Here is a 25,638-nt window from a genome sequence, read left to right as displayed (position 1 = left end):
TGCTACGCTCCTGCATTGTTATTTTTTAGTGTGTAGAGCGAGTCTAAAACGGTTGCGCCTGACTGGCAGGTGAAACTCCCCGAGCGGCGCTTTGGCGCGCCGAGCGGTCGGCGGCTGTGATCAGGTGCACACTCCGCGGCTCAGTCCAGCCCCAGCTGATCTTTGAGCTCCTTGAGATAGCGACGACTGACCGGCACCCGGGCGCCGCTCGGGGTGACAATCTCTGCCAGCTGGTTATCCAGTAGCTGGATCTCGAAGATGGCGTTGGGGGAGACCAGATACTGGCGGTGGCAGCGCAGCAGCGGGCTCTTTTCTTCCAGCGATTTGAGGGTGAGCTGGGTGTGGAACAGCTCACCCTGACAAGCCACATGGACCCCGCCCAGATCGGAGAAGGCATACTCCACCTGCGCGATGGGCAGCAGCCTGACCCGATTGTGCAGATAGCCCGGAATATGTTCGATGGTGGGGGCCAGCCGATCTATGGGCTGCGGGGAGATATCCTGCTTGAGGCGAGCGAGGGTCTTGGCGAGCCGGGCGGGCTCCACCGGTTTGAGCAGGTAGTCGAAGGCGTTCTCTTCAAAGGCCTGAATGGCATATTCGTCAAAGGCGGTGACAAAGACGATGCGGGGCAGGGGGTCGAGCATGGCGACCAGCTCCATGCCGCTCAGCTTGGGCATCTGGATATCGAGGAACACCACGTCGGGCTTGAGGCGCTGAATAAGCGGCAGCGCCTCGATGGCGTTGGTCGCTTCCCCCACGATCTCGATGGCAGGATCGCAGGCCAGCTGTTGCCTCAGCTCTTCGCGGGCGTAGTGTTCGTCATCGACAATCAGGGTGCGGATCATGGTTGCTCCTTGGGGATGGTGAACGAGACCCGGGTCCACTGCTCAGGCTCGCAGGCAATCGTCACGCCATAGCGTTCGCCAAAGGCGCTTTTCAGTCGCCGATCGACAATGGTCATGCCCAGACCGTCACCGGCCGGACGCGCTTGCCAGGCGCCAGCATTGTCCTCCACATGGATGGTGACGCTGGCGGGTTGCTCATCGGTATAAAGGCGAATGCGCCCTTGTTCCAGCAGGGTCGAGATGCCGTGCTTGATGGCATTCTCGATCAGCGGTTGCAGGGTGAAGCTGGGCAGTCGCAGTGTGGCCAGATGGGGCGGGATCTCGTTTATCACCGTCAGTCGATCGCCAAAGCGAGCCAGCTCGATCTCCAGATAGGATTGGCAGTGCTCCTGCTCCTCCTGCAGGGTCGCAAGGCCACTCTGGCGTTTGAGATTTTTGCGAAAGAACAGCGAAAGATGCAGCAGAAGATCTCGCGCCTTGTCCGGATCGCGCCGGGTGATGGCACTAATGGTGTTGAGGGTGTTGAACAGAAAGTGGGGGTTGATCTGGGCCTGGATAAGTTTCAACTCGGACTGCACCAGCAGCCGCTGCTGCTGCTCCAGCCGACCGGCCAGCAACTGCTGTGACAGCAGGTTGGCAATCCCTTCCCCCAGGGTGTGGTTGATCTTGAGAAACAGCCGCTTCTTCGGCTCGTAGAGCTTGATGGTGCCGATCACTCCCTTGTCCCCCTGCAGCGGGATCACCAGTACCGAACCCAGCTGGCATGCGGGGGAGAGGCTGCAGCGATAGGGCTGGCTGTTGCCATCGGCAAACAGCACCTTGTTCTGGGCGATGGCCTGCATGGTGATGGCTGACGCGATGGGGGTACCCGGCAGATGGTGATCTTCGCCGGCGCCGATAAAGGCGAGGATCTGCTCGGTGTCCGTGATGGCGACCGCCCCCACGCCGGTCTCCTCCTGAATGATGCGGGCAATCTTGTTGCTCGCCTCCGGGGTAAAGCCCTGACTCATGATCCCCACGGTGCGGTTGGCGATATTGAGCGCCTTGGCGGAGAAGACCCGGGAGAACTTCTCATACATCCGCTGCTGGTCGCGGATCATGCTGATAAAGAGCGCCGCGCCGCAGGAGTTGGCCAGAATCATCGGGGTGGCGATGGTGCGCACCAGCAGCAGGGATTTGTCGAACGGGGTCGCCACCAGCAGGATGATCACCATCTGCATGATCTCGGCGTAGAGGGTGGTAAAGAAGGCGATGCGTGGTTCAAACAGGGCATCCGTTCGCCCCGAGCGCATCAGTCGCCAGTGCACAATGCCCCCGAGCAGCCCTTCACAGGTGGTGGAGATGGCGCAGGCGAGATCGGTAAATCCCCCTAGCGTATAGCGGTGCAGGCCGCCGGTCAGCCCCACCAGAAAGCCCACCAGCGGTCCCCCCAATAATCCCCCCAAGACGGCGCCGACCGCCCGGGTGTTGGCGATGGCATCGTCGATATCGAGGCCTACATAGGTGCCGAGGATACAAAAGCTGGAAAAGATGATGTATATCAGTATCTTGTGAGGTAGTCTCACGGAATAGTTGGCAAGCGGGCGCAGCAGCGGGCTTTTCGAGAAGAGATAGGCGATCACCAGGCTGACGCTCATCTGTTGCAGCAAGGAGAGGACCAACTGCATAAAAAACGCTCCTCATAAGCCAGCTGAAAAAATAGCCAGCCCGTGAATAAGTGTGATCAGGATCTTGTTCTGTTGGCCCAACTGGGCGCAACGGGCCGTCAGTTTGCCAGAACAAGTGGATAAAACCATATTAAATCAGCATGTTAAATTGATATTTGTGTAAGCGGCAGCGGGTTGATATTGATGGATGGAGCATGAATGTATCCGCTGGATACGCCACACGGAGGTGGCATGCTCCGCCCGGCCCCTTGGCTGGGCGTTTTTTATACATGGTCAGTTGGCAACCTTCTGATGGGGGTTTGAGCAATTATTCCGGTTTGTCCAATGAGTTATCCCCAGCTTCTGGGGATAACTCAGAATGCAAAGTAGTAGCAGAAGCGGCGGGTCAGGTTGAAGAACTGCCGTTGTCCCTCATCCAGCTCTTCCTGTTTGATAAAAGCAGTGATGGTGCGTTCATCTTCCCGCAGATCGATCATGGCGACGGCTTCCGGCCGCTGGGCCTTGATATAGGGCAGGATCTTCGGCTTGAGGGGCATGGTGGGTTCGGTGGAGAGCACCAGCGCGATGCTCTCGTCGGAGAGTTTCACCAGTGATCCCGGCGGATAGACCCCCAGCACCTTGACCAGCAACTTGACCAGATTCTGGTCGAACTTCTTCTGGGATAACTTGTAGAGCTGGCTGATGGCCTGACTCGGCGCGGCCGGGTTGCCGCTGTTGCGGGGATGGAGCAGCTCGTCGTAGAAGTCGACCAGCCCGATCAACCGCGCCATCGGCGGGATCTCCCCGCCCTTGATCCCGAGCGGATAACCGCTGCCATCGAGTCGCTCGTGGTGCAGATGGGCGACCTGACGGATTTTCGGTTCAAAGGCGTTGAGCTGGGTCAGCATCTCCAGCCCGTACTGGGGATGCATATTGAGGAAGTTCTGCTCGGCCTTGCTGAGATCCCCGCGTTTTTGGGTGATCTGGCTCGGGATTTTCAGCTCGCCGATGTCGTGGATAAGTCCCGCAAGCCCCGTCTCTTCCAGTTCGATGGGATTCATCCCCAATTCGCGTGCCATCAGCATGGCGATAAAGGCGACGTTGAGGCTGTGCTGCAGCAGGATATCGGTGTGGGGGCTGCGAATAAGGTGGAGCCCGAGAGGCCCTTCATGCTGACTGAGGGTGAAGGCGGCATTGCGGACGATCTGGGCGGTATTGGCCAGCCCCTCATCCGGTTTGAGGTTCAGCGCCCCGAGAGCATCGCGCAGCTCGCTCATGGATTGGCCAAAGGCTTTGTCGGCGGCGCGCATGGAGCGGCGAAAGGCCTTTTCGTCAAAGGGGGGCGGGCCCGAGGCAATCAGCTCTTCCAGTTCATCAAGATCAGGCCCGGCATCCGGGATATCGCCGCGCAGCAGCGGCTCGATGGGCAGATCGCTCTTGTCGGGGTCGACCATCAGCAGGGTGAGATCAAGATGACGGAGAATGTCGAGTTGCTGCTGATCCTTGATCTTGAAGGTATTGAACATAAACGGGTGGTTAGTCCATCCCGTGGGGAGATGGATATAGTGGCCTACTCTCAATTGCTCTATCGAGGCTTGGATCAGTGCCATCGGTTAACCTGCATTTCGTGAATGCCTACTCAACAAGCTAGCAAAATCCGATGGATAGACAACTAAAAATCCATTTCGGGGCTGCGGAGCACCCCGTGCTGTGATGGGGCGCACGAGCGCCGTGCTTCTCCTCTTAATTCGCGCTTAAGTTTTACTTCCTACGCTGGCCCCGTCGTTTTTGTTGGCTTGGCCGGCCCGCTGCGCTGCAGGCCGGTATGTAGGAGTTGTTTATGCGTGTAACTCTCGGTGTACTGCAGACCAATCTGTTGCTGGTGCTCTTTTTCGCCCTGGTACTGAACTGGCCAATCTTTTTGCATTTCTATACGGTGCTCAGCGCCCTGACCCATGTCAAAGCCGGATTTGCCATCTCGATCCCGCTGGTGCTGATCGCTGCGCTCAATGCCGTGTTTATTCCCTTCACGTTCCGGTTTGTGCTCAAGCCCTTTTTTACCGTGCTCATTCTGACTGGCTCCATCGTCAGCTACGCCATGCTCAAATACGGTGTCATCTTTGATGCCGGCATGATCCAGAACATAGTGGAGACCAACAGTGGTGAGGCGGGGGCCTATTTGAATGGCTCGGTTGCGCTCTGGTTTCTGCTGACCGGGCTGCTGCCTGTTCTGGTGCTCTGGTCACTGCGGATCCGCTATCCGGCTCGCTGGTATCAGGGGTTGGCGTGGCGGGCAGGTGCACTGGCTATCTCTCTGCTGTTTATCGGGGGCGTCGCGGCACTTTACTATCAGGATTACGCCTCGGTCGGGCGCAACAACAAGTCGCTGGTCAAAGAGATTGTGCCCGCCAACTATGTGCACGGCCTCTACAAATATGGGCGGGATGTGCTGTTTGCCACGCCGATCCCCTACCAGCATTTGGGGACCGATGCCAGGGTGGTGGCCCGGGGAGGCAAGCCGACCCTGATGTTCCTGGTGGTGGGGGAGACGGCGCGCAGCCAGAACTACTCCCTTAACGGGTATGGCAAGGCGACCAACAGCTTTACGGCCAAAGAGCAGGGGGTGGTGTCGTTCAGGGATGTGCGCTCCTGCGGTACAGCCACTGCGGTTTCGGTGCCCTGCATGTTCTCCAACCTCACGCGCCGTGGTTACGATGACCAGCTCGCCAGCTCCCGTGACGGCCTGCTCGATGTGCTGCAACATGCCGGGGTCTCGGTGTTGTGGAAAGAGAACGATGGCGGCTGCAAAGGGGTGTGCCGCAATGTGCCGACCATCGAGATCCTTCCCAAATCCTATCCTGCGCTCTGTCAGGGGGAGTCTTGCTATGACGAGGTGCTGCTGGAGGGGCTGGATCAGCAGATTGCCGGCATGAAGGGCAACAAGCTGGTGGCTTTTCACCTGATGGGCAGCCATGGCCCGACCTATTTTCGTCGTTACCCTGCCAGCGAGCGCGTCTTTATGCCGGACTGCCCGCGCAGCGACATTGAAAACTGCAGCAACGAAGAGCTGGTCAACACCTATGACAACACCATCCGCTACACCGACAAGGTGGTGGGGCTAATGATCGACAAGCTCAAGTCGCTGGAGAGCCAGTACGATGTGGGACTGGTCTATCTCTCCGATCACGGCGAATCCCTTGGGGCCATGGGGCTCTATCTGCACGGCACGCCTTACAAGTTTGCGCCGGATGATCAGACCCGGGTGCCGCTGCTGACCTGGTTCTCACCTCAGTTACAGGCCGATCGCCAGCTTGATATGGGTTGCCTGGCGGCGGAGGCGAACAGTCAGCGTTTCTCCCACGATAATTTGTTCCACTCCATGCTGGGGATCATGGATGTGCAGACCCGTGTTTACGACAACAAGCTGGATCTGTTCAAGCCATGTCGGGCGGGCTAAACCGCCAGCAAGCACACAATAGAAAACGGCAGCCAGTGGCTGCCGTTTTGTTATCTCGCAAGATCAGTGTCTTACTTCTGCTCCATGATGATCTGCAGCAGATCTCCCTCCAGCAGGGCGCGCTTGACCAGTGCAAAGCCGCCATAGGTCGGCTGGTTCTGGAAACGGGCTTTCACGATGGGCAGGCCACGGTGGAAGCTCGGCAGGGATTGATGCTCGACGCAGCGACGGATGGCCGGGAAGAGGATCTCTTCGGCGGCGGTGATTTCACCGGCGATCAGCACCTTCTGCGGGTTGAACAGGTTGACCGTGATGGCCACTGCCCGTCCCAGATGCTCACCCACGTTCTCGATGACGCTGCGGGCCAGTTCATCACCTGCCAGCGCCGCCTTGCACACCTCCTGAATGGTGATGTGCTTCTCTTGCAGCGCGCTCTGGTGACCGCGGCTGATGAGCTCCTTCACCTTGTCGATGATCGCTTCGTTGGAGGCGATGGTCTCGAGGCAGCCGAAGTTGCCACAGTGACAGCGCTTGCCGAGCGGCTCGACCTGGATATGGCCGATCTCGCCGACGTTGCGGTTCTGACCGAGGAACACCTGACCCTTGGTGATGATCCCCGAGCCCGTCCCCTGATGGACACTCACCAGAATGGAGTCCATGCAGTCGCGGGACTCGCCGAAGAAGTGTTCGGCCAACGCCAGCGAGCGGGTATCGTTGCCCACGTAGCAGGGGAGGTTGAAGTGGTTCTCAAGCAGCTTCGCCAGTCCCAGATTGCGGATCTGGTACTTGGGGGTGTAGATGACCATGCCTGATTCCGGGTTGACCAGACCCGGCATGGTCAGCGCGATGCTGATGAGGTTGCGACAGCGTTCGCGGTTGGCATCGATAAAGGCGCCAATCTCTCGCAGCAGCATGTCGACCACGGGTTGCTGGTCGATCTCGGTCACCTGAATGACGTGCTGGTCGAGCTCCTTGCCATCGAGGTCATAGAGACTCAGTTGCAGGTAGCCGCGGCCCAGCTTGGCAGAGACAAACTGAAAGCGATGTTTGATGGTGGTCAGGGAGATGGCACGCCGCCCGCCGGTTGAGGCTTGCGGAGAGGTCTCCTTGATCAGGCCATGCTCGATCAGTTGCCGGGTTATTTTGGTCACGCTGGCCGGGGCCAGCTGACTCAACTCGGCAATCTTGACCCGGGAGATGGGGCCTTGCAGGTCGATGAGCCGATACACGGCTGCACTGTTGACCTGCTTGATAAGATCTACGTTTGCTATTTGTCCGCCAGTCATGATGTCACTGTTGTGTGTAGTGTCCGTTAACCACGGTCCCACGGACCGTGAAGTCCTGATCGAAGACAGTGAGGTTGGCTACTTTACCGACCTGGATACTACCGAGACGTGAGTCCCATCCAATGGCGCGAGCGGGGTAGAGGCTGGCCATTCTCAGTGCTTCATCGAGCGGTAATCCGACCTGCTTGACCAGATTTTCCACCCCCTCAATCATGGTGAGGGAGGAACCGCCGAGTGTACCATTCTCGTCGACACACTGACCATCGCGTAAAAAGACGGTGGTGCCACAAAAATCAAATTTCTCAAAGCCTTCCGGCGCTCCGGCTGCTGCGGTGGCATCGGTGACCAGCACCAGTCGCTCCCCCAGCGCCTTGTGAGCCAGACGCACGTTGGCCCAGTGCACATGGTGGCCATCGACGATGATGCCCGCGTAGACATCCTTGCGATCATAGATGGCGCCCACAACACCCGGTTCGCGACCGTTGAGGGTCGGGGTCATGGCGTTGTAGAGGTGGGTCGCAAAGCGAATACCGTTATCGAACCCGGCCATGGCCTGATCGTAACTGGCGGCAGTGTGACCGGCCGAGACCAGAATGCCCGCTTCCACCAGACGGCGGATATGGGCCGGCTCGTTGCGCTCCGGAGCCAGGGTGATTTTGGTGATGGCATCCGCGTTGGCGCAGAAGAAGTCGATCATCTCGTCCGCTGGCTGGCGAATTTGCGCGGCAGGGTGGATCCCCTTGCGCTTGAGGTTGGTGTAAGGCCCTTCCAGATGGACGCCCAGCACCTCGTTGGGGTGTGCCGCCATGTAGTCACGGGTCACCGCAACGGCCTGCTTCATATCCGCATCCGGACTGGTGATCAGGGTCGGCAGGAAGCTGGTGGTACCGGATTTGAGGTTCGCCGCCTGCATGGTTGCCAGGGTCTCGACCGTGATGTCTGTGTTGAACATCACACCGCCACAGCCGTTGAGCTGCACGTCGATAAAACCGGCGGTCAGGTTGGCGCCTTTGAGGTCAATCTGCTCGATGCCCGCAGGCAGTTCAGCCAGGTGAGAGATGGCGACAATCTTGTCGCCCTCGATAAGCACCCCGTAGCCGGTCAGCACGCAGCTGCCGGTGTAGAGGGTGCAGTTGGTCAATGCGTACATGGCGACTCCTTACAGACGGCCGATGTTGGCGGCTTCCAGCTGCTGGAAGTAGCGAACGGTCTTGACCTTGAGCTCCATGGTGGAGGGCTCGTCGCACACCATCATTCCCTTCGGATGCAGTTGCAGGGTGGAGATGGTCCACATGTGGTTGACGCTGCCTTCCACGGCGGCCTGCAGGGCCAGTGCCTTGCCGTGACCGGTGACCAGGATCATGATCTCTTCCGCATCCATCAGGGTGCCGACACCCACGGTCAGGGCCAGCTTGGGCACCTGCTCCATGTCGCCGCCGAAGAAGCGGGAGTTGGCGATACGGGTATCTTCGGTCAGGGTCTTGACCCGGGTGCGGGAGGAGAGGGAAGAGGCCGGTTCGTTGAACGCGATGTGGCCGTCATTACCCACGCCACCCATGAACAGGTGGATCTTGCCGTAGGACTTGATCTTGTCTTCATAGCGCTTGCACTCGGCCACCAGATCCTCGGCATTGCCATTGAGGATGTTGATGTTCTCGGGACGAATGTCGATGTGGTTGAAGAAGTTGTTGTGCATGAAGCTGTGGTAGCTCTCCGGGTGATCTTCCGGCAGGCCGACGTACTCGTCCATGTTGAAGGTGACCACGTTCTGGAAGCTCACTTCACCGGCTTTGTGCAACTCGATCAGGCGCTTGTAGGTGTTGAGCGGGGTGCCACCGGTGGGCAGGCCCAGTACGAAAGGGCGATCGCTGGTCGGCTTGAACGCGTTGATGCGGTCAACGATGTAACGAGCAGACCACAGGCCTACTTGGCTGGCAGATTTCAACGGGATCAGGCGCATATGGGATACCTCTGTGTCGGGTTGCGACCGGTTTGGCGGTGGCAATTGGCTAAGACGGATTCAAGTTGTTTTATAGCGTAAATAAAGATTGCGAACTAAGCCACATCTATCCACCACCTTTATCTTGTTTGGGTGATAACGATCACGATTATCGGTTTATTAATTTGCGCAGCGAAATAAAAGCCCTAGACTGCCAATCAAGCCTTGATGGCTTATGCGTCAAACGTGATAAGCACTTAATTTCTAGAAAAACATTAACTAAGGAGAGGAACCGTGAACATTCTCGGTTATTTGCAAAAGATCGGCCGTGCCCTGATGGTGCCGGTAGCGGTATTGCCTGCCGCAGCGATCCTGATGGGGGTTGGCTACTGGATTGACCCGAATGGTTGGGGTGGTGACAGTGCGCTGGCTGCCTTCCTGATTAAAGCGGGCGCAGCCATTATCGATAACATGTCCGTACTGTTCGCAGTCGGTGTCGCTTACGGTATGTCCAAGGATAAAGACGGTTCTGCTGCGCTGGCAGGTCTGGTCGGCTTCCTGGTCGTTACCACCCTGCTGAGCCCGGGCGCTGTGGCCCAGATCAAGAGCATCCCGGTGGAGCAGGTTCCTGCCGCGTTTGCCAAGATCAGCAACCAGTTCGTGGGTATCCTGTGTGGTGTTATCGCCGCTGAGCTGTACAACCGATTCAGCAGCGTCGAGCTGCACAAGGCACTCTCCTTCTTCTCCGGTCGTCGTCTGGTACCGATCGTAACCTCCGTGGTGATGATCGTCGTATCCTTCATCCTGATGGCCGTATGGCCGGCAATCTACGGTGGTCTGGTCTCCTTCGGTGAGTCCATCGTGAGCCTGGGCTCTACCGGTGCCGGTATCTACGCCTTCTTCAACCGTCTGCTGATCCCGATCGGTCTGCACCACGCCCTGAACTCCGTGTTCTGGTTCAACGTGGCCGGTATCAACGACATCCCGAACTTCCTGGGTGGTCAGGCTACCATCGATGCCGCTCTGGCCGCTGGCAAGAGCCTGGAGCAGGTGAAAGGCGTGGTCGGTATGTACCAGGCTGGCTTCTTCCCCATCATGATGTTCGGTCTGCCGGGTGCCGCTCTGGCCATCTACCACTCCGCCAAGAAAGAGAACAAAGAGAAAGTTGCTTCCATCATGATCGCAGCTGCCTTTGCCTCCTTCTTCACCGGTGTAACCGAGCCGCTCGAGTTCTCCTTCATGTTCGTGGCGCCGGTACTGTATGTCATCCACGCCGTACTGACCGGTATCTCCGTGTTCATCGCTGCCTCCATGCAGTGGATGGCCGGTTTCGGCTTCAGTGCCGGTCTGGTGGATATGGTGCTTTCCAGCCGTAACCCGCTGGCGACCAACTGGTACATGCTGATCCCTCAGGGTCTGGTCTTCTTCGGCCTCTACTACACCGTGTTCCGCGTAGTGATTGTCAAGCTGAACCTGAAAACCCCGGGTCGTGAAGATGACGAAGAGACTGCTCCGGCTGCCGCTCAATCTACCAACCGTACCGAGCTGGCCAAGCAATACCTGGAAGTGCTGGGTGGTCAAGAGAACCTGGTCTCCATCGATGCCTGCATCACCCGTCTGCGTCTGACTCTGAAAGACCGCAGCATCGTCGATGAGCGCAAGCTGAAAGCCTTGGGTGCGGCCGGTGTGGTCAAACTCGGTGAGCAGAACCTGCAGGTGATTCTGGGCCCATTGGCCGAAATCATCGCCGGTGAGATGAAAGCCCTGCGTTAATCGAGCGACTCGCTCACCTCAAGTCTAAGTCCATTGTTGACATAACTAAGGGCCCCGCTCAGGGGCCCCATATAAAAAAGCCAAGAAAATCCAACCTTTACTTCAAATGAGAGCAGCAGTTATGAACTTGAAACATTCTCTGTTAGCCATTGCCATGTCTACCGTTTTTGTCAGCCAGGTCCAGGCAGCCGATGCCGCCAAGCAGGCCGTGGTCGACTCCCTCGCCAACAACCTGGTGGTCAAGTATGAAGTGGTCACCAACGACGGTGCCGGTGCCGGCCTCGATTGCCAGGCGCTCGGTTCCGAGTGGGCAAGCTGTGGCGTTGCCAAGCTGCACCTGACCAATACCGGTGCGGACGTGACCTCCAAAGACTGGAGCATCTACGTCTCCTCCATCCGTCGTATCCAGCGTGTGGATAACGACCAGTTCACCATCACTCACCTGACCGGCGATCTCTATCGTTTGACGCCAACCGAGAAGTTCCAGGGCTTTGCCAAGGATGCCACGGTCGAAGTGCCGCTGGTGGTGGAATACTGGGTACTGTTCGAATCTGACATCATGCCGAACTGGTATGTCGCCAGCGAAGGTGCCGAGCCGAAAGTACTGGCCAGCATGAGCAACATCAATGATGCCAGCACCTACGAGAAGCCGATGCCGGCTGATGGCTGGAAGCGTACCAAGGATGACAAGAACATCCTGATGAACAGTGAGACCCGTTTCGCGGCCAACCAGACCAGCACCCTGCTGCCGGCTGGCAAGATTGACAACCAGATCCTGCCGACCCCGATGAAGCAGGTAGTCAAAGCGGGTCCGCAGGTTGACTTCTCTACCATCAAACTCAATGCCCTGGATCTGCCGAGCGATCGCGCCGAGGCCCTGAAGGCTCAACTGACCAAGCTGGGTGTTACCCTCTCCGACACCGGCTACCCGGTGACCATCAAGCTCGGCAGCAAGCTCAAGCAGGCTGAAGGCTATGACATGACCATCGGTCAGAAGGGCACAGTGATCCAGGGTCGCGACATCGACGGGGCATTCTGGGGTGCACAATCCCTGATCTCCCTGCTGGGTGTTGATGACAAGCTGGTGAGCCCGATGACCGTCGAGGATGCGCCGCGCTTTGAATACCGTGGCATGCAGACCGACGTGGCCCGCCACTTCCGCAGTCTGGATACCATGAAGAAGCTGGTTGACCAGATGTCTGCCATGAAGCTCAACGTGCTGCACCTTGGCCTGACCAACGATGAAGGCTGGCGTCTGGAGATCCCGGGTCTGCCGGAGCTGACCCAGGTCGGTAGCCAGCGTTGCCACGACGAGTCCGAAACCAAGTGCCTGATGCCGCAACTGGGTTCCGGCCCGACCAGCGACAACCAGGGTTCCGGTTTCTACAGCAAGTCTGACTACGTGGATCTGGTGCGTTATGCCAAGGCCCGCGGTGTGACCGTGATCCCCGAGATCAACATGCCGGCTCACGCCCGTGCTGCCGTGGTCTCCATGGAAGCGCGCTACAAGCGTCTGATGGCGGAAGGCAAAGAAGCGGAAGCCAACCAGTTCCGTCTGACTGATCCGGCTGACACCTCCAACGTCACCTCGGTCCAGTTCTACGACAAGATGTCCTTCATCAACCCTTGCCAGCCGGGTGCTGCCACCTTCGTGGCCAAGGTAATGGATGAAGTTGCCCAGATGCACCAGGCCGCCGGTCAGCCGCTGACCGCATGGCACTACGGTGGTGATGAGGCGAAGAACATCATGCAGGGCGGTGGCTATCAGGATCCGGCCGTCACCAAGAAAGAAGAGCTGGTCGCCTGGAAAGGTAACGTCGACTCCAGCAAGCAGGACAAACCGTTTGGCAAGTCCCCGATGTGCCAGAAGATGATCGATGAAGGCAAGATCAAGGAAGTGGGCGAGCTGCCGGTTTACTTCGCCAAGGAAGTGGGCCAGATGGTCAAAGACCGCGGCTTCTCTACCCTGCAGGCATGGGAAGATGGTCTGAAGTACGCCAGCGGTGCCAAGGACTTCGCCACCGACAACACCCGTGTCAACTTCTGGGAAACCCTCTACTGGGGTGGCTTCAACGAAGCGATGAAGTGGGCGCACAAGGGTTACCAAGTGGTGCTGTCCAACCCGGATTACCTCTACTTCGACTTCCCGAACGAAGTCCACCCGGCCGAGCGTGGCTACTACTGGGCTACCCGTTTCAACGACACTCGCAAGGTGTTTGCCTTCGCCCCGGAAAACCTGCCACAGAACGCCGAGACCTCGGTTGACCGCGATGGCAACGCCTTCGTGGCCAAGGGTGACCAGGATCCGGTCAAGTTCAAGGGGATCTCCGGTCAGCAGTGGAGTGAAACCGTGCGTACCGATGCTCAGTACGAGTACATGGTCTACCCGCGTATCTTCTCCGTGGCCGAGCGTGCCTGGCACAAAGGTGGCTTCGAGCTGAACTATGTGAAGGGTCGTGAGTTCTCCGGCGAGACCAAGTTCGTCAACAAGGCCACCCTCAACAAAGAGTGGAACCAGTTTGCCAACGTACTGGGTCAGCGCGTGCTGCCGAAACTGGATCAGGCCGGTGTTGAATACCGCCTCTCCGTACCGGGTGCCAAGGTAGTGAACGGTGTGCTGGAAGCGAACGTGGATCTGCCGGGTCTGCCCATCCAGTACAGCCTGGACGGTACCAACTGGAGTGCCTATGACGCCGCGGCCAAGCCGAGCGTGAATGGCAAGGTCTACCTGCGTACCACCAGCTTCGATGGCAAGCGCACCAGCCGTGTCACCGAACTGAACTGATAGCAGTCAACCGTTAACATGAGGTGGGTCGCAAGACCCGCCTTTCCCAAGGGCGATGGCGCATCGGGTTTGGGAAAGGTTGACTGTGCGTGTGAGCCTTTGTTGTGTGTAATTGTCTGTTTTGTGTTTTTCATCACTTTCAGCCCCGCCTTGTGCGGGGCTTTTTTATGCATTTAGTGTGCAATGTGGCAAGCTACGCCGTTTTTAGCGGTGCAATGGCCGGGAAATGGCCCGGAAGTGCCAAATTCAGGTTGAGACAGCGCCCGTAATAAGGGATCATACCCGGCTTGACGGCGGGGGGATGAGGGTGCCAGCCGGCACAACTTCCGCCAGTGACGCTTTTTTGAGGTGAGCCATGAGTCAGGCGAACAGCCCAACTAACTTTATTCGTCAGATCATTGATGAAGATCTGGCCAGCGGTAAGCACAGCAGCGTGCATACCCGTTTTCCGCCCGAGCCGAACGGTTATCTCCATATCGGCCACGCCAAATCCATCTGCCTGAACTTCGGCATCGCCCGCGACTATCAGGGCCAGTGCAACCTGCGTTTCGATGACACCAACCCGGTGAAGGAAGATATCGAGTACGTAGAGTCCATCAAGCAGGACGTACAGTGGCTCGGCTTCCAGTGGAATGGCGAGATCTGCTACTCCTCCGACTATTTCGACAAGCTGCACGGCTACGCCATCGAGCTGATTGAAAAGGGTCTGGCCTATGTGGACGAGCTGACCCCCGAGCAGATGCGCGAGTACCGTGGCACCCTGACTGAAGCAGGCAAGAACAGCCCGTTCCGCGATCGCAGTGTGGAAGAAAACCTGGCGCTGTTTGCCAAGATGAAGAACGGCGAGTTCGCCGAAGGCACCGCCTGCCTGCGCGCCAAGATCGACATGGCATCCCCCTTCATGGTGATGCGTGATCCGGTTATCTACCGTATCAAGTTTGCCCACCATCACCAGACCGGTGACAAGTGGTGCATCTACCCGATGTATGACTTCACCCACTGCATCTCGGACGCGCTGGAAGGGATCACCCACTCCATCTGTACCCTGGAGTTCCAGGACAACCGTCGTCTGTACGACTGGGTGCTGGACAACATCACCATCGACTGCCACCCCCGTCAGTACGAGTTCTCTCGTCTGAACCTCGAATACACCGTCATGTCCAAGCGCAAGCTGAACCTGCTGGTGACCGAGAAGCACGTCGATGGTTGGGATGACCCGCGCATGCTGACCGTCTCCGGTCTGCGTCGTCGTGGTTACACCCCGGCCTCCATCCGCGAGTTCTGCAAGCGCATCGGCGTCACCAAGCAGGACAACATCGTCGAGATGAGTATGCTGGAAGCCTGCATCCGCGAAGACCTCAACGAGCATGCGCCGCGCGCCATGGCCGTGCTGCATCCGGTGAAAGTGGTCATCGAGAACCTGGCTGCCGACGAAGTGCTGACTGCCCCGGCTCACCCGAGCAATGCCGAGATGGGTACCCGCGAGTTGAACTTCACCCGCGAGATCTTCATCGATGAAGCGGACTTCAAAGAAGAGGCGAACAAGCAGTTCAAGCGTCTGGTGCTGGGCAAGGAAGTGCGTCTGCGCAATGCCTATGTGATCAAGGCCGAGCGCATCGAGAAAGATGCCGATGGCAAGGTCACCTGCATCTACTGCTCCTACGACCCCGAGACTCTGGGCAAGGATCCGGCCGATGGCCGCAAGGTGAAAGGGGTGATCCACTGGGTCAGCGCCACTCACTCCCTGCCAGCGGAAGTGCGTCTTTACGACCGTCTGTTCAAGGTGCCGAACCCGGGCGCCGAGGATGACTTTGAAGCTGCGCTGAACCCGGAATCCCTGGTGATCATCGAGGGGGCCCGTGTCGAGGCTTCGCTCAAGAACGCCAAGCCGGAGCAGGCTTACCAGTTCGAGCGTGAAGGTTACTTCTGCGCCGACAACAAGCTCTCCAGCCCGGAGCATCTGGTGTTTAACCGCACCGTTGCCCTGCGCGACTCCTGGGGCAAAGTCGAAGGCTAAGCCGATGGGGCAGGGGAGACCCTGCCCTGTGCGATGCCAACGGCCTGCGCCGGACAATAAAAAAGCCAGCTGATGCTGGCTTTTTTATTGTCCGTTATCTGCAAGTCGCGGCCGACTTATTCGTCGTGCTTGCACTCACCGGTAGCACAGTGACCGTAGAGGTAGAGGCTGTGGTTGGTGAGACGGATATTGAATTTCTTGGCGATCTCGCGCTGACGCTGTTCGATCACCTCGTCGGAGAACTCGATCACCTTGCCGCAGTCGAGGCAAACCAGGTGGTCGTGGTGCTCCTGAGTGGCCAGCTCGAATACCGACTTGCCACCTTCGAAGTGGTGACGGGTAACGATACCGGCATCATCAAACTGGTTGAGAACGCGATAGACGGTAGCGAGACCAATCTCTTCACCCAGGTCGATCAGTCGTTTATAGAGATCTTCGGCGCTGGTGTGCTGGCAGTCCGGCTGTTGCAGGATTTCCAGGATTTTGACCCGGGGCAAGGTGATCTTGAGCCCGGCCTTTTTTAACGCTTGGTTGTTGTCTGCCATATTCTACTTATTCGCATTCTCGAAGGTGGGGTTATTCTGATGGACTGCCGCAGGAATGGCAACCTTGAACTCGCTTGGCCTGTCATTATAGGTCGTAGCCTCCCTAAAAATAAACCCAGCAATTCAAGGGGTTTAGCCATAAATGGCCGATTGGATTGAAATAATCAATCGTGTCGTCCGACTTGCTGGCATGGCAGATGTTGATAAGATGTAACTTTCATATTCTGGTCGGATGAGATCCATGGATTGGCTTTTTGACAATGCGGCCTGGGTGCGGCGTGCACTCAACGCCTGGCCCCCTTTCTGGGGCGCCGGTATCAAGATAGAGACCCTGAGCGATGACTTTCGCTACTGCCGGGTGACCCTCAAATCCCGCTGGTGGAACAAGAATGCCAACCGCACCCAGTTTGGCGGCAGCATGTTTGCCATGACTGACCCCATTTATCCGCTGATGCTGATGGGCTACTTCAAGAATCGCTATTACGTCTGGGACAAGGCGGGCAGCATCAACTACATCAAGCCGGGCAAGGGCAAGCTGGTGGCCGAGTTTAACCTGACCGAGGGCAAGCTGGCCGAAATCGTGGCGGCGACCGAAGGTGGCAACAAACACTTCCCAGAATTCGAGGTCTCGGTGCAGGACAAGAGCGGCGAGCTGGTGGCGCAGGTCAAGCGCACCCTCTATGTGCGGGCCAAACCGGAGCACAGAGGGGAATAACAGGGGTGAATAAAGGCAGGCATCGCCACTTGCAGATACAACAAGGGCCCCGTCGGGGCCCTTGTTGTCAGAGATATGAGGGGAAGCGGATTACTCCAGCTCGCCCAGGCACATCTCTTCGTGCAGTTGCTTGCACCAGCCCTTGACGCGCTCGGCGGTCAGCTCCGGCTGGCGATCTTCATCGATACCCAGACCGACAAAGTGCTTGTCATCAACCAGCGCCTTGGAGGCTTCGAACTCGTAGCCGGCAGTCGGCCAGTGACCGATGATGATGGCGCCTTTTGCTTCGACGATGTCGCGCAGGGTGCCCATGGCATCGAGGAAGTACTCGGAATAGTCTTCCTGATCACCGCAACCGAAGATGGCGACCAGCTTGTTGGTGAAGTCGATTTCGCCCAGATCGGGGAAGAAGTCGTCCCAGTCGGCCTGGGCTTCGCCGTAGTACCAAGTCGGGATGCCGAACATCAGCAGATCAAAGCTCTCGATGTCGGCCTTGCTGCTCTTGGCGATGTCACGGACTTCAATCAGGTTTTTGCCCAGCTCTTTCTGGATCATCTTGGCGACAGCTTCGGTGTTACCGGTATCGCTGCCAAAAAACAGACCTACACTTGCCATAGTGTTTAGTTACCCGTATTTGGTGTTAATGCTCAACGCTCAGACTGCAATGTCCACCGCAAAGGCGGACTCAATCTGTTGTTTCAGGATAGATTGGATCAGCTCGGCTCGGCTGATGTTCTGTTGTAACGCAAGTTGGTTCAGGCGCTCCAGCAACTCGGCCTCCACCTTTAACTCTACCCGCTTCAGCCCATTTTCCCGATCGCGCTTAAGCTGGTTACGCTTGTTGATCTTGAGCTGGGTCTCGCGGGGGAGTGGATTGGTCTTTGGCCTGCCGGGGCGCTTCTCATTTGCGAACAGATCCAGTGTTGTTCGATCAGTTTGCTGTTTGGCCATACATCACAGATGAAAATAAGTTAGCCGAGTCCTGAGCCTTCCCAGCCCAGTTCGATCAGCCCCTTGGCGACAAAACCCGCACAACCCAGAAACAGTACCAACCAGACGATAAAACGACCGAAACGGGGCACGTTGCCGCGCTTGAGCACGTCCTGAATGGCCAGGCCAATCAATATGAAAATGGCCACAAAGAATAGCTTGAGGCCCAAACTTTCGATCAGGTCGATATGTTCACTTAGCATGGATTGCGCACACTCCTTATGACGGGCGCACTATATCACAAAGGATTTGAAACTGTTAACCGCCTGTCGACAGGAAATCCACAACCAATTTGTTGAACAGAGCCGGTTTTTCCGCATGCAGCCAGTGGCCGGTACCCGCGATGACACGCACCTTTGCCGCCGGGAATTGAGCCAGTGCCGTCTCGCTGTATTGGGGCTGCATATAGTCAGAATCCCCCCCCTTGATAAAGAGCACAGGCCCTTCGAAGCGGCGGTCATCCTCTGGCCAGCCCATGATGTTGGCGTAGTTTTGCTCAAGGGCGGGCACATTGAAGCGCCAACCCCAGCCATGCTCGCCTTTGGCGAACGATTTGAGCAGGAACTGGCGTACCCCGGCGATCTCGATGTGTTGCGCCAGCATGGCTTCCGCTTCGCTACGGCTTTGCGGCGGCGTATGCAGGGTGGCGTTGAGTCCGGCGAACACATTCTGGTGGCGGGAATGGGGATAGGCGACCGGCGCCATATCGGCGACGACTAGACGGCTTACACGTGCAGGCGCCAGCTTGGTGACCTGCATCCCTACCTTGCCGCCCATCGAGTGGCCAATCAGGGTCGCTTCGGCAATATTCAGCCGATCCATCAGGGCCAGGATATCGGCTGCTTGCGCCGGATAGCTCATCTCGCTGCTATGAAAGGAGGCGCCGTGGTTGCGCAGATCGACGCTGATGACCCGGTACTGTTCGCAGAGGGCACGGGCCAGCAGGCCGAGGTTGTCGAGGCTGCCAAACAGGCCGTGGATCAGAATGACCGCCGGGCCCTGACCCTGCTCCTTGAAGTTCAATATGCTGTTTTGTTGCAAAATGACACCTTGTCGGTCGTGGGTGCGTATCGCTGTTTTATTTAACGCACTGGAAAGAAAAGGATTTCGTCCAATGGATTGGGATTTTATGTGGTTTTTTTTCTAAAAAATCCTGTCCGGATCGGCTATCAGTGCGGCTGATCACACACTTGGCCCGCTATTATGCCGTATTCTCGATGAGATTCATGTACATCTGCCAGCCCCTTGCTTGGGCTGTCGGGTTTGCCTATGTATAATCGCCGCATCCGAATTTCGACGAGTCCAGCGCATCCCTATGAAAACCATCGAGCTTGATGACGATCTCTACTTCTATATCGCCAGCCAGACCCGGCACATCGGTGAGAGTGCCTCCGATATCCTGCGCCGTCTGCTGGAACAGCCTGCTCACCAAGGTGTGCCGGTTGCCGAGCCCGTTGCCGTCGCGCAGCCCAGTGCGGTAGCCACCCGACAAGGGCTGCAAGCCCTGCTCGATTCCGGTGAGCTGCAAAAGGAAGAGAAGTCCATCAACCGCTTTATGCTGGTGCTGAGTACCCTCTACCGGGATAACCCGGAAGGCTTTACCCAGGCCACCGAAATCAAGGGGCGCAAGCGCGTCTATTTCTCGCAGGATCCCGAGGCTCTGCGTGCCAGTGGCAGCACCACCAAGCCCAAGCCGGTACCGGAGACCCCGTTCTGGGTGATCACCAACACCAACACCAGCCGCAAACAGAACATGGTTGCCCAGCTGATGGCCAGCATGGGCTATGGCGAAGAGGTGATCGCGCAGGTGTGTGGCGCCATTTAACGATTCTTCAAGACTCAGGCCTTGCCCGGCAAGGCCGCCATTACGCAAGGAAAACGCCATGGCTCAGCATTCCCACGCCGGTCAACCGGCCCGTTTAAGCGATCTGACCAACATCCCCCGTCTGGTCAGCGCCTACTACCTCAACAAGCCGGACATGAGCCGCCCCGAGCAGCGGGTTGCCTTCGGTACCTCCGGCCACCGTGGCAGCGCCCTGCACAGCGCCTTTACCGAATCCCATATTCTGGCGGTGACCCAGGCCCTGGTGGAGTATCGCCAGCAGGCCGGTATCACTGGCCCGCTGTTTGTCGGTATGGATACCCACGCCCTGTCCGAATCCGCTTTTGCCAGCGCCGTCGAAGTGCTGGCGGCCAACGGCGTCGAGACCCGCATTCAGGCTGGCCTCGGTTTTACCCCGACCCCGGTCATCTCTCACGCCATCCTGCGCCATAACGCGGGCAAGCCTGCCGCGCGCGCCGACGGTGTGGTGATCACCCCGTCCCACAACCCGCCGGAAGATGGTGGCTTCAAGTACAACCCGCCCCACGGTGGCCCTGCCGAAGGGGAGATCACCAAGTGGGTGGAGGACCGTGCCAACGCCATTCTGGAAGCGGGTCTTGCTGGCGTGAAACGGATGCCGTTCGCCGAGGCGCTCAAGAGCCCGTTCGTGGTCGAGCACGACTATGTCACCCCCTATGTGGATGATCTGAAGAACGTGCTGGACATGGATGCCATCAAGAACGCGGGCATCAAGATCGGTGTCGATCCGCTGGGCGGATCCGGCGTCGCCTACTGGGACGTCATTGCCAAGACCTATGGCCTGAACATCGAGGTGGTGAACTACAAGGTCGACCCGACCTTCTCCTTCATGACCCTGGATAAAGACGGCAAGATCCGGATGGACTGCTCCAGCCCGTTCGCCATGGCCAGCCTGATCGCGCTCAAGGACAAGTTCGACATCGCCCTTGGCAATGACCCTGACTACGACCGTCACGGCATCGTCACCAAGTCAGGCCTGATGAACCCGAACCACTATCTGGCGGTGGCGATCCAGTATCTGTTTACCCATCGTACCGGCTGGTCTGCGGATGCGGCCGTCGGCAAGACGCTGGTCTCCTCCTCGATGATCGACCGGGTTGCCGGTGAGATTGGCCGCACCCTGAAAGAGGTGCCGGTCGGCTTCAAGTGGTTCGTGGATGGCCTCTACAGCGGCGAGTTCGGCTTTGGCGGCGAGGAGAGCGCGGGCGCCTCCTTCCTGCGCAAAGATGGCACCGTCTGGACCACCGACAAGGATGGTTTCATTCTGGCGCTGCTGGCGGCGGAAATTCTGGCGGTGACCGGCAAGGATCCGCAGGCTCACTACGACGCACTGGAAGCCAAGTTTGGCCGCTCCAGCTATCGCCGTATCGACGCCCCGGCCAACAGCGCCCAGAAAGCGGTGCTCTCCAAGCTGGATCCGGCACTGGTAGAAGCCTCAACTCTGGCTGGTGAGCCCATCATCGCCAAGCTGACCAAGGCGCCGGGCAACGATGCCGCCATCGGCGGCCTCAAGGTGGTGACCGAGAATGGCTGGTTCGCGGCGCGCCCCTCCGGCACCGAGTCTATCTACAAGATCTACATGGAGAGCTTCAAGGGCGACGCGCACCTCGACCTCATCCAGCAGGAAGCCCAGCAGATCGTCTCCGCGGCACTGGCCAAGGCCGGCGTATAAGCCACCTTCCAGTCACTGACCGCTGACTAAAATGAGGAGCCGCAATGGCTCCTCTTGTTTATACGCGGGTTGAGGTGGTCTGGTTTTACGCCTCGTTACAGATCCCTGTACTCGCTCGGCGGGCTTGCCAACGTTTGAAGAAGGGGCGTGCTGGCAGCTTCATCAGGAACAGTGAGAGCAGGATCACCCCGATGCCGATCCACTGGCTGACATCCAGGGTTTCACCCACCATCAATACCCCAAGCGACACAGCCATCATGGGATTGGTGAGGGCCAGCATGCCCATCACCTTCGGGCCGTGGTGCTTTAATCCCCACAACCAGGCCCAGTAGCCCAGCGCGGTGTTGAGCAGGATCAACCAGAGCAATCCCGGCGCACTGGCCGGATCCGGTAACGGCATTGGGCCAGCTAGCCACCAGGCGAGCGGGATCAGCATCAAGCCCCCAAGCAGCAATTGCCAGGCGGTCAGCGCCAGCAGATCGTTTACCGGCCAGTGGCGCATCCAGCGGCTGGATTGGCCGATCAGCACGGTGGCCAGCATGGCGCATGCAACTCCGACAGGATCCAGATTGGCAGAGGGGTTGAGCAACAGTAATACCCCAGCCAGCCCCATCAATCCCAGCAGTAGCCATTTCAGGCTTGGTCGTGTGCCATCTTGCAACCAGGCCAGTAGCATCAGCACCAGCGGCAGGGTGGCACCAAGTGTACCTGCTACTGCCCCCGGCAGCCGGAAGGCCGCCACAAACAGCAAAGCGAAGAAGGCGGCAATGTTGCAAAACGCCAACAGGAACTGCTTGCCCCAGGGCAGAGGCGGCATGCGCGGATGCAACAGTAACAAGAGCAGCCCGGCAGGCAGTGCCCGCCATACGGCAACCCAGTAGGGTGAGTAGTCAGTCAGGTAGAGGCTGACGACAGCATAGGTGCTGCCCCACAGCAGTGGAGCCAGCAAGGCGATCAGCATTGGCATTATTTATCTCTTCACAAAGTATCTTTAAGTGAAGATAAATTAGCGCCAAATTGATTTATCATCAAGTATCTCGATATAAAGATAAGTGGTTGGCGATGGAATCAGATCATGTAGACCTGCTGCTGGCTCAGTGGGCCCGGCAGCGACCGGATCTCGACTGTTCTCCTATGGGGGTGCTGGGTCGGGTAGCCCGGATGGCGGCAATTGCCGGTCGTGAGGTGAGTGAAGAGCTCAAGGAGTGTGGCCTGCTTGGCACGGACTTCGACATTTTGGCGACCCTGCGTCGGTCGGGTGAGCCACTGACGCCGACAGTGCTCTACCAATCGGCCATGTTGAGTTCGGGTGCCATGACGGCCCGGCTCGACAAGCTGGCCGAGCGGGGACTGATAGAGCGGCAAGCGGCGCCCAGCGATCGGCGCAGCCTGCTGGTCAGCCTCACCGAATCGGGCAAAGCGCTTATCGACCGAGCGGTTGAGCTGCACGTGGCCAACGAGCGTCGCCTGTTGGCGCCACTGACCGAGGCGGAGCAGGCTCAGTTAGCGGCACTGCTCAAACGCTGGTTGCTGGAAAACGAATAACAAAAACGGGCCAGCAGGCCCGTTTTTGTTGGCAAATCAGTACCTGACTCAGTAACCGCCTTTGGCCTCTTTCACCGCCAGCCCCAGCTGCCATACCGCCATCGCGTAGTGGGTGCTGTGGTTGTAGCGGGTGATGGTGTAGAAGTTGGGCAGGCCGTACCAGTATTGGTAGCCGGTGCCGACATCGAGGCGCAGCAGGCTCGACTCGCTGTGGTTGCCAAGGCTGCTGGTGGGGGTGAGCCCTGCGCGGCGCAGGGTGGCCACCGGGTAGCGGGTCTGGAAGCCGTGCTCATAGCCGGGCAGTTGGCCCTGACCGCGTACTGCAACCGGTTGACCTTTCTCCCAGCCGTGGGCCTTGAAGTAGTTGGCGACGCTGCCGATGGCATCCACCGGATCCCACAGGTTGGTATGGCCGTTGCCGTCAAAGTCCACCGCATAGCGCTGGAAGCTGGAGGGCATAAACTGGCCGTAGCCCATGGCGCCCGCATAGGAGCCCTTGGGTTCGGTGGGGTCCATCCCCTCGTCGCGGGTCATCACCAGGAAGGCTTCCAGCTCGCTCGTGAAGAACTCGGCACGGCGCGGGTAATCAAATGCCAGGGTGGCCAGCGCATCCAGAATGCGGGTCTTGCCCATCACCCGACCCCAGCGGGTCTCGACCCCGATAATGCCGACGATGATCTCAGGCGGCACCCCGTAGACCTGCTCCGCCCGGTTCAGCTCGCTTGCGTATTCACGCCAGAAGTTGACGCCGTTCTGTACGTTGTCGGAGGTGATGAACTTGGCGCGATAGCGGTTCCAGGCACCGGTCGGGCCGGTGGGCTTGGCGGTGGTCGGCGCTTGGGCATCCATCAGGCGGATGATCCAGTCGTAACGCTCTGCCTGTGCCAGCACCTGATGCAGCTGGGCGTTGTCAAAACCGTGCTTCTCGACCATTTTCTGGACGAACCGGTCCACGTTTGGGCGATTGGCGAAGTCCCCCTTGCTAACCCCTTGTGTATAAACGGGTTTGCTCGATGGCGCCTGATTGATAAAGGCGCTCTTGGGCTGGGGGACGACCACGGGCTTTGGCGCTGGGGCGCTGCTGCAGCCACCGAGCAGGGGGAATAACGACAGAGTGAGAAGAGAGGCAAGGCGACGCATAGGGTTCTCAAAGAGACTGATAAAAGTGCCGTCATGGTAAAACATTGTCATCCCCGTGCAAGTGTTCCGTGTGCCTTGTTTGCCGCCAATTCATCGTGCGATGGATTAGCCCTCCGGTGAGGGCTGTGCTGTTTATGGCTGGGGGGGACGCAGGGTGTGGTAACCGCTCCAGAGCCGGGTCAGGGTGGTGATGGCGCAGAGCATTGCAAAGCCGTAGGCGAGCGGGGCGAAGGCGGTGGGCCACAGGCACATCAGCACAAAGAGGGCGATGGTCTCGCTCCCCTCGGTGAGGCCGCCCAGATAGTAGAGGGATTTGTGGTGGTAGACCGGATTGTCGATCCCCCGCTTGCCCGCCATGATGGCAAACGCCAGAAAGCTCGACCCTGTGCCCATAAAGGCAAACAGCAGGGTGGCGGCGGGTAGTGCATTGGCGGGAGCGGCGAGGGCAAAGCCCAGCACCACGGCGGCGTAGAAGATAAAATCCAGCGTGATGTCGAGAAAGCCGCCGCAGTCGGTGATGCCGGTTTCCCGCGCCACGGCGCCATCGAGCCCGTCCAGCAGCCGGTTGAGCAGGATGGCCGCCAGCGCCCACGGATAGCAGCCAAAGGCCAGCAGCGGCAGCGCCAGCATACCGATGGCAAAGCCGGTGAGGCTCACCTGATTGGCACTGATCCCGGCACTGCAGAGCGGTTTGGCAAGCTGAGTGAGGGGGCTGCGGATCACGGGGATTAGATGGCGATCAAACAAGGTGAACTCCTCGGTTAACAGTGGCATTCGGTGAGGTTGAGTATGGTGCCCGGCGCATCCTCTTCGTCGTGGGTCACCAGAATGGCGGGGATGGCCAGCGCTTTGATCTGCGCGAATACCAGCTCGCGAAAGGCGGCCCGCAGCGGCTTGTCGAGGCGGGAGAAGGGCTCGTCCAGCAGCAGGGTGTCGGGTTCGGCCAACAGTGCCCGCAGCAGGCTGACCCGCGCCCGCTGCCCCCCTGACAGCAGTTGTGGCAGCTTGTCAGCCTGATCCGCCAGCGCGACCAGAGCCAATGCGGTCAGCGCCTTTTCCCGCCGCGCGCGTTTTCCCTTGATGGTCGCTGGCATGCCGAACATCAGGTTCTCCGCCACCGTCAGATGGTCAAACAGCAGGTCATCCTGAAACAGCATGCCGATGCGCCGCGCTTGCGCAGGCAAGGTGTTGAGTTGCCGCTCGCCGAGCCTTACCTCCCCCTCCAGCCGGATCGGGCCATTTTCTGTCTGCGCGCTCGGTAGTACTCCGGCCAGCCCCGCCAGCAGGGAGCTTTTACCACAGCCGCTGGGCCCCATCAGGGTCAATACCTCGCCGGGTGCCACCTGCAGGGCAGGGAGCGAGAGCAGCAGATTTTCATCAAGGTAAAGTCGAAGAGGCGTGGTGCTCAGCATATGGCTGTTT

The 25,638-nt window shown here is 58.6% G+C and carries 23 protein-coding genes; 8 read left to right on the top strand and 15 right to left on the bottom strand.

Translation table 11 applies throughout. The annotated features are described in order from the left end of the window. Nucleotides 1-140: 140 nt before the first annotated feature. The 3 genes from btsR to AB5Z02_RS13920 all read right to left on the bottom strand — a co-directional run bounded on the left by btsR (nt 141) and on the right by AB5Z02_RS13920 (nt 4,101). Complete coding sequence (gene btsR / locus AB5Z02_RS13930; protein ID WP_368216197.1) at nt 141-845, bottom strand: two-component system response regulator BtsR; 705 nt, start codon at nt 843-845, stop codon at nt 141-143. Then, nucleotides 842-2,512, bottom strand: coding sequence for a LytS/YhcK type 5TM receptor domain-containing protein (locus AB5Z02_RS13925; RefSeq protein ID WP_368216196.1), 1,671 nt, complete (start codon nt 2,510-2,512; stop codon nt 842-844). Before AB5Z02_RS13925 ends, btsR begins: the two co-directional genes overlap by 4 nt. A gap of 353 nt (nt 2,513-2,865) precedes the next feature. Next, a complete protein-coding gene (locus AB5Z02_RS13920; protein WP_368216195.1) occupies nt 2,866-4,101 on the bottom strand; it encodes an HD-GYP domain-containing protein in 1,236 nt (411 codons plus the stop codon). Between the two features lie 230 nt (nt 4,102-4,331). Between AB5Z02_RS13920 and AB5Z02_RS13915 the strand changes: the two genes are divergently transcribed. Continuing rightward, complete coding sequence (locus tag AB5Z02_RS13915; RefSeq protein ID WP_368216194.1) at nt 4,332-5,948, top strand: phosphoethanolamine transferase; 1,617 nt, start codon at nt 4,332-4,334, stop codon at nt 5,946-5,948. Nucleotides 5,949-6,019: 71 nt separating this feature from the next. Here the strand turns inward: AB5Z02_RS13915 and AB5Z02_RS13910 are convergent, their stop codons facing one another. The 3 genes from AB5Z02_RS13910 to nagB are packed head-to-tail and all read right to left on the bottom strand — an operon-like array spanning nt 6,020 to nt 9,194. After that, nucleotides 6,020-7,234: an ROK family protein gene (locus AB5Z02_RS13910; protein ID WP_005334312.1), complete on the bottom strand. Its 1,215-nt coding sequence runs from the start codon at nt 7,232-7,234 to the stop codon at nt 6,020-6,022. 4 nt (nt 7,235-7,238) lie between these two features. Next, nucleotides 7,239-8,384, bottom strand: coding sequence for an N-acetylglucosamine-6-phosphate deacetylase (nagA, locus tag AB5Z02_RS13905; protein WP_021231107.1), 1,146 nt, complete (start codon nt 8,382-8,384; stop codon nt 7,239-7,241). Nucleotides 8,385-8,393: 9 nt separating this feature from the next. Next, complete coding sequence (gene nagB / locus AB5Z02_RS13900) at nt 8,394-9,194, bottom strand: glucosamine-6-phosphate deaminase (RefSeq protein WP_257697219.1); 801 nt, start codon at nt 9,192-9,194, stop codon at nt 8,394-8,396. Between the two features lie 273 nt (nt 9,195-9,467). Here nagB and nagE point away from each other — a divergent pair, with 273 nt between their 5' ends. The 3 genes from nagE to glnS all read left to right on the top strand — a co-directional run bounded on the left by nagE (nt 9,468) and on the right by glnS (nt 15,748). After that, on the top strand, nt 9,468-10,946 hold the full coding sequence (gene nagE, locus AB5Z02_RS13895) for an N-acetylglucosamine-specific PTS transporter subunit IIBC (protein WP_368216193.1): 1,479 nt from the start codon (nt 9,468-9,470) through the stop codon (nt 10,944-10,946). Nucleotides 10,947-11,067: 121 nt separating this feature from the next. After that, nucleotides 11,068-13,731: a beta-N-acetylhexosaminidase gene (locus tag AB5Z02_RS13890; RefSeq protein ID WP_005334304.1), complete on the top strand. Its 2,664-nt coding sequence runs from the start codon at nt 11,068-11,070 to the stop codon at nt 13,729-13,731. A gap of 355 nt (nt 13,732-14,086) precedes the next feature. Further along, nucleotides 14,087-15,748, top strand: a complete 1,662-nt coding sequence (gene glnS / locus AB5Z02_RS13885; protein WP_005334302.1) for a glutamine--tRNA ligase — start codon at nt 14,087-14,089, stop codon at nt 15,746-15,748. 116 nt (nt 15,749-15,864) lie between these two features. Here glnS and fur read toward each other — a convergent pair whose 3' ends face one another. Continuing rightward, nucleotides 15,865-16,293, bottom strand: a complete 429-nt coding sequence (fur, locus tag AB5Z02_RS13880; protein WP_005334301.1) for a ferric iron uptake transcriptional regulator — start codon at nt 16,291-16,293, stop codon at nt 15,865-15,867. A 241-nt stretch (nt 16,294-16,534) separates the two neighbouring features. Here fur and AB5Z02_RS13875 point away from each other — a divergent pair, with 241 nt between their 5' ends. After that, a complete protein-coding gene (locus AB5Z02_RS13875; protein WP_058056010.1) occupies nt 16,535-17,008 on the top strand; it encodes a DUF4442 domain-containing protein in 474 nt (157 codons plus the stop codon). Between the two features lie 90 nt (nt 17,009-17,098). Here the strand turns inward: AB5Z02_RS13875 and fldA are convergent, their stop codons facing one another. From fldA to AB5Z02_RS13855, 4 genes are read right to left on the bottom strand one after another with little or no spacing between them, the layout of a single operon-like run. Beyond that, the gene (fldA, locus tag AB5Z02_RS13870; protein WP_005334298.1) at nt 17,099-17,623 is read right to left on the bottom strand and encodes a flavodoxin FldA; all 525 of its coding nucleotides are present in this window, start codon (nt 17,621-17,623) and stop codon (nt 17,099-17,101) included. Nucleotides 17,624-17,662: 39 nt separating this feature from the next. Continuing rightward, complete coding sequence (gene ybfE, locus AB5Z02_RS13865; RefSeq protein ID WP_005334297.1) at nt 17,663-17,959, bottom strand: LexA regulated protein; 297 nt, start codon at nt 17,957-17,959, stop codon at nt 17,663-17,665. A 20-nt stretch (nt 17,960-17,979) separates the two neighbouring features. Beyond that, a complete protein-coding gene (locus AB5Z02_RS13860; protein ID WP_005334296.1) occupies nt 17,980-18,201 on the bottom strand; it encodes a DUF2788 domain-containing protein in 222 nt (73 codons plus the stop codon). Between the two features lie 55 nt (nt 18,202-18,256). Beyond that, nucleotides 18,257-19,039, bottom strand: coding sequence for an alpha/beta fold hydrolase (locus tag AB5Z02_RS13855; RefSeq protein WP_368216192.1), 783 nt, complete (start codon nt 19,037-19,039; stop codon nt 18,257-18,259). Between the two features lie 274 nt (nt 19,040-19,313). Between AB5Z02_RS13855 and seqA the strand changes: the two genes are divergently transcribed. Together seqA and pgm are read left to right on the top strand one after the other, a co-directional pair. Continuing rightward, nucleotides 19,314-19,823, top strand: coding sequence for a replication initiation negative regulator SeqA (gene seqA, locus AB5Z02_RS13850; protein ID WP_180343400.1), 510 nt, complete (start codon nt 19,314-19,316; stop codon nt 19,821-19,823). Nucleotides 19,824-19,881: 58 nt separating this feature from the next. After that, complete coding sequence (gene pgm / locus AB5Z02_RS13845) at nt 19,882-21,531, top strand: phosphoglucomutase (alpha-D-glucose-1,6-bisphosphate-dependent) (protein ID WP_021231101.1); 1,650 nt, start codon at nt 19,882-19,884, stop codon at nt 21,529-21,531. Between the two features lie 85 nt (nt 21,532-21,616). Here the strand turns inward: pgm and AB5Z02_RS13840 are convergent, their stop codons facing one another. Then, complete coding sequence (locus tag AB5Z02_RS13840) at nt 21,617-22,498, bottom strand: DMT family transporter (protein WP_368216191.1); 882 nt, start codon at nt 22,496-22,498, stop codon at nt 21,617-21,619. A 95-nt stretch (nt 22,499-22,593) separates the two neighbouring features. On the opposite strand from AB5Z02_RS13840, the gene AB5Z02_RS13835 reads away from it, so the two are divergent. Next, a complete protein-coding gene (locus tag AB5Z02_RS13835; protein ID WP_058058051.1) occupies nt 22,594-23,076 on the top strand; it encodes a MarR family winged helix-turn-helix transcriptional regulator in 483 nt (160 codons plus the stop codon). A 48-nt stretch (nt 23,077-23,124) separates the two neighbouring features. Here the strand turns inward: AB5Z02_RS13835 and mltB are convergent, their stop codons facing one another. The 3 genes from mltB to AB5Z02_RS13820 all read right to left on the bottom strand — a co-directional run bounded on the left by mltB (nt 23,125) and on the right by AB5Z02_RS13820 (nt 25,628). Further along, entirely contained in the window at nt 23,125-24,216 is a 1,092-nt protein-coding gene (gene mltB, locus AB5Z02_RS13830; protein ID WP_368216190.1) for a lytic murein transglycosylase B, read from the bottom strand. Between the two features lie 132 nt (nt 24,217-24,348). Then, a complete protein-coding gene (locus AB5Z02_RS13825) occupies nt 24,349-24,963 on the bottom strand; it encodes a CDP-alcohol phosphatidyltransferase family protein (protein WP_368216188.1) in 615 nt (204 codons plus the stop codon). 14 nt (nt 24,964-24,977) lie between these two features. Further along, nucleotides 24,978-25,628, bottom strand: a complete 651-nt coding sequence (locus AB5Z02_RS13820) for an ATP-binding cassette domain-containing protein (RefSeq protein ID WP_368216326.1) — start codon at nt 25,626-25,628, stop codon at nt 24,978-24,980. Nucleotides 25,629-25,638: the final 10 nt, after the last annotated feature.

The organism is Aeromonas sp. R2-3, assembly GCF_040908375.1.
GTDB lineage: Bacteria > Pseudomonadota > Gammaproteobacteria > Enterobacterales > Aeromonadaceae > Aeromonas > Aeromonas veronii.
The sequence above is the reverse complement of the archived record's forward strand: the minus strand, read 5'-3'. Positions and strand labels throughout refer to the sequence as shown.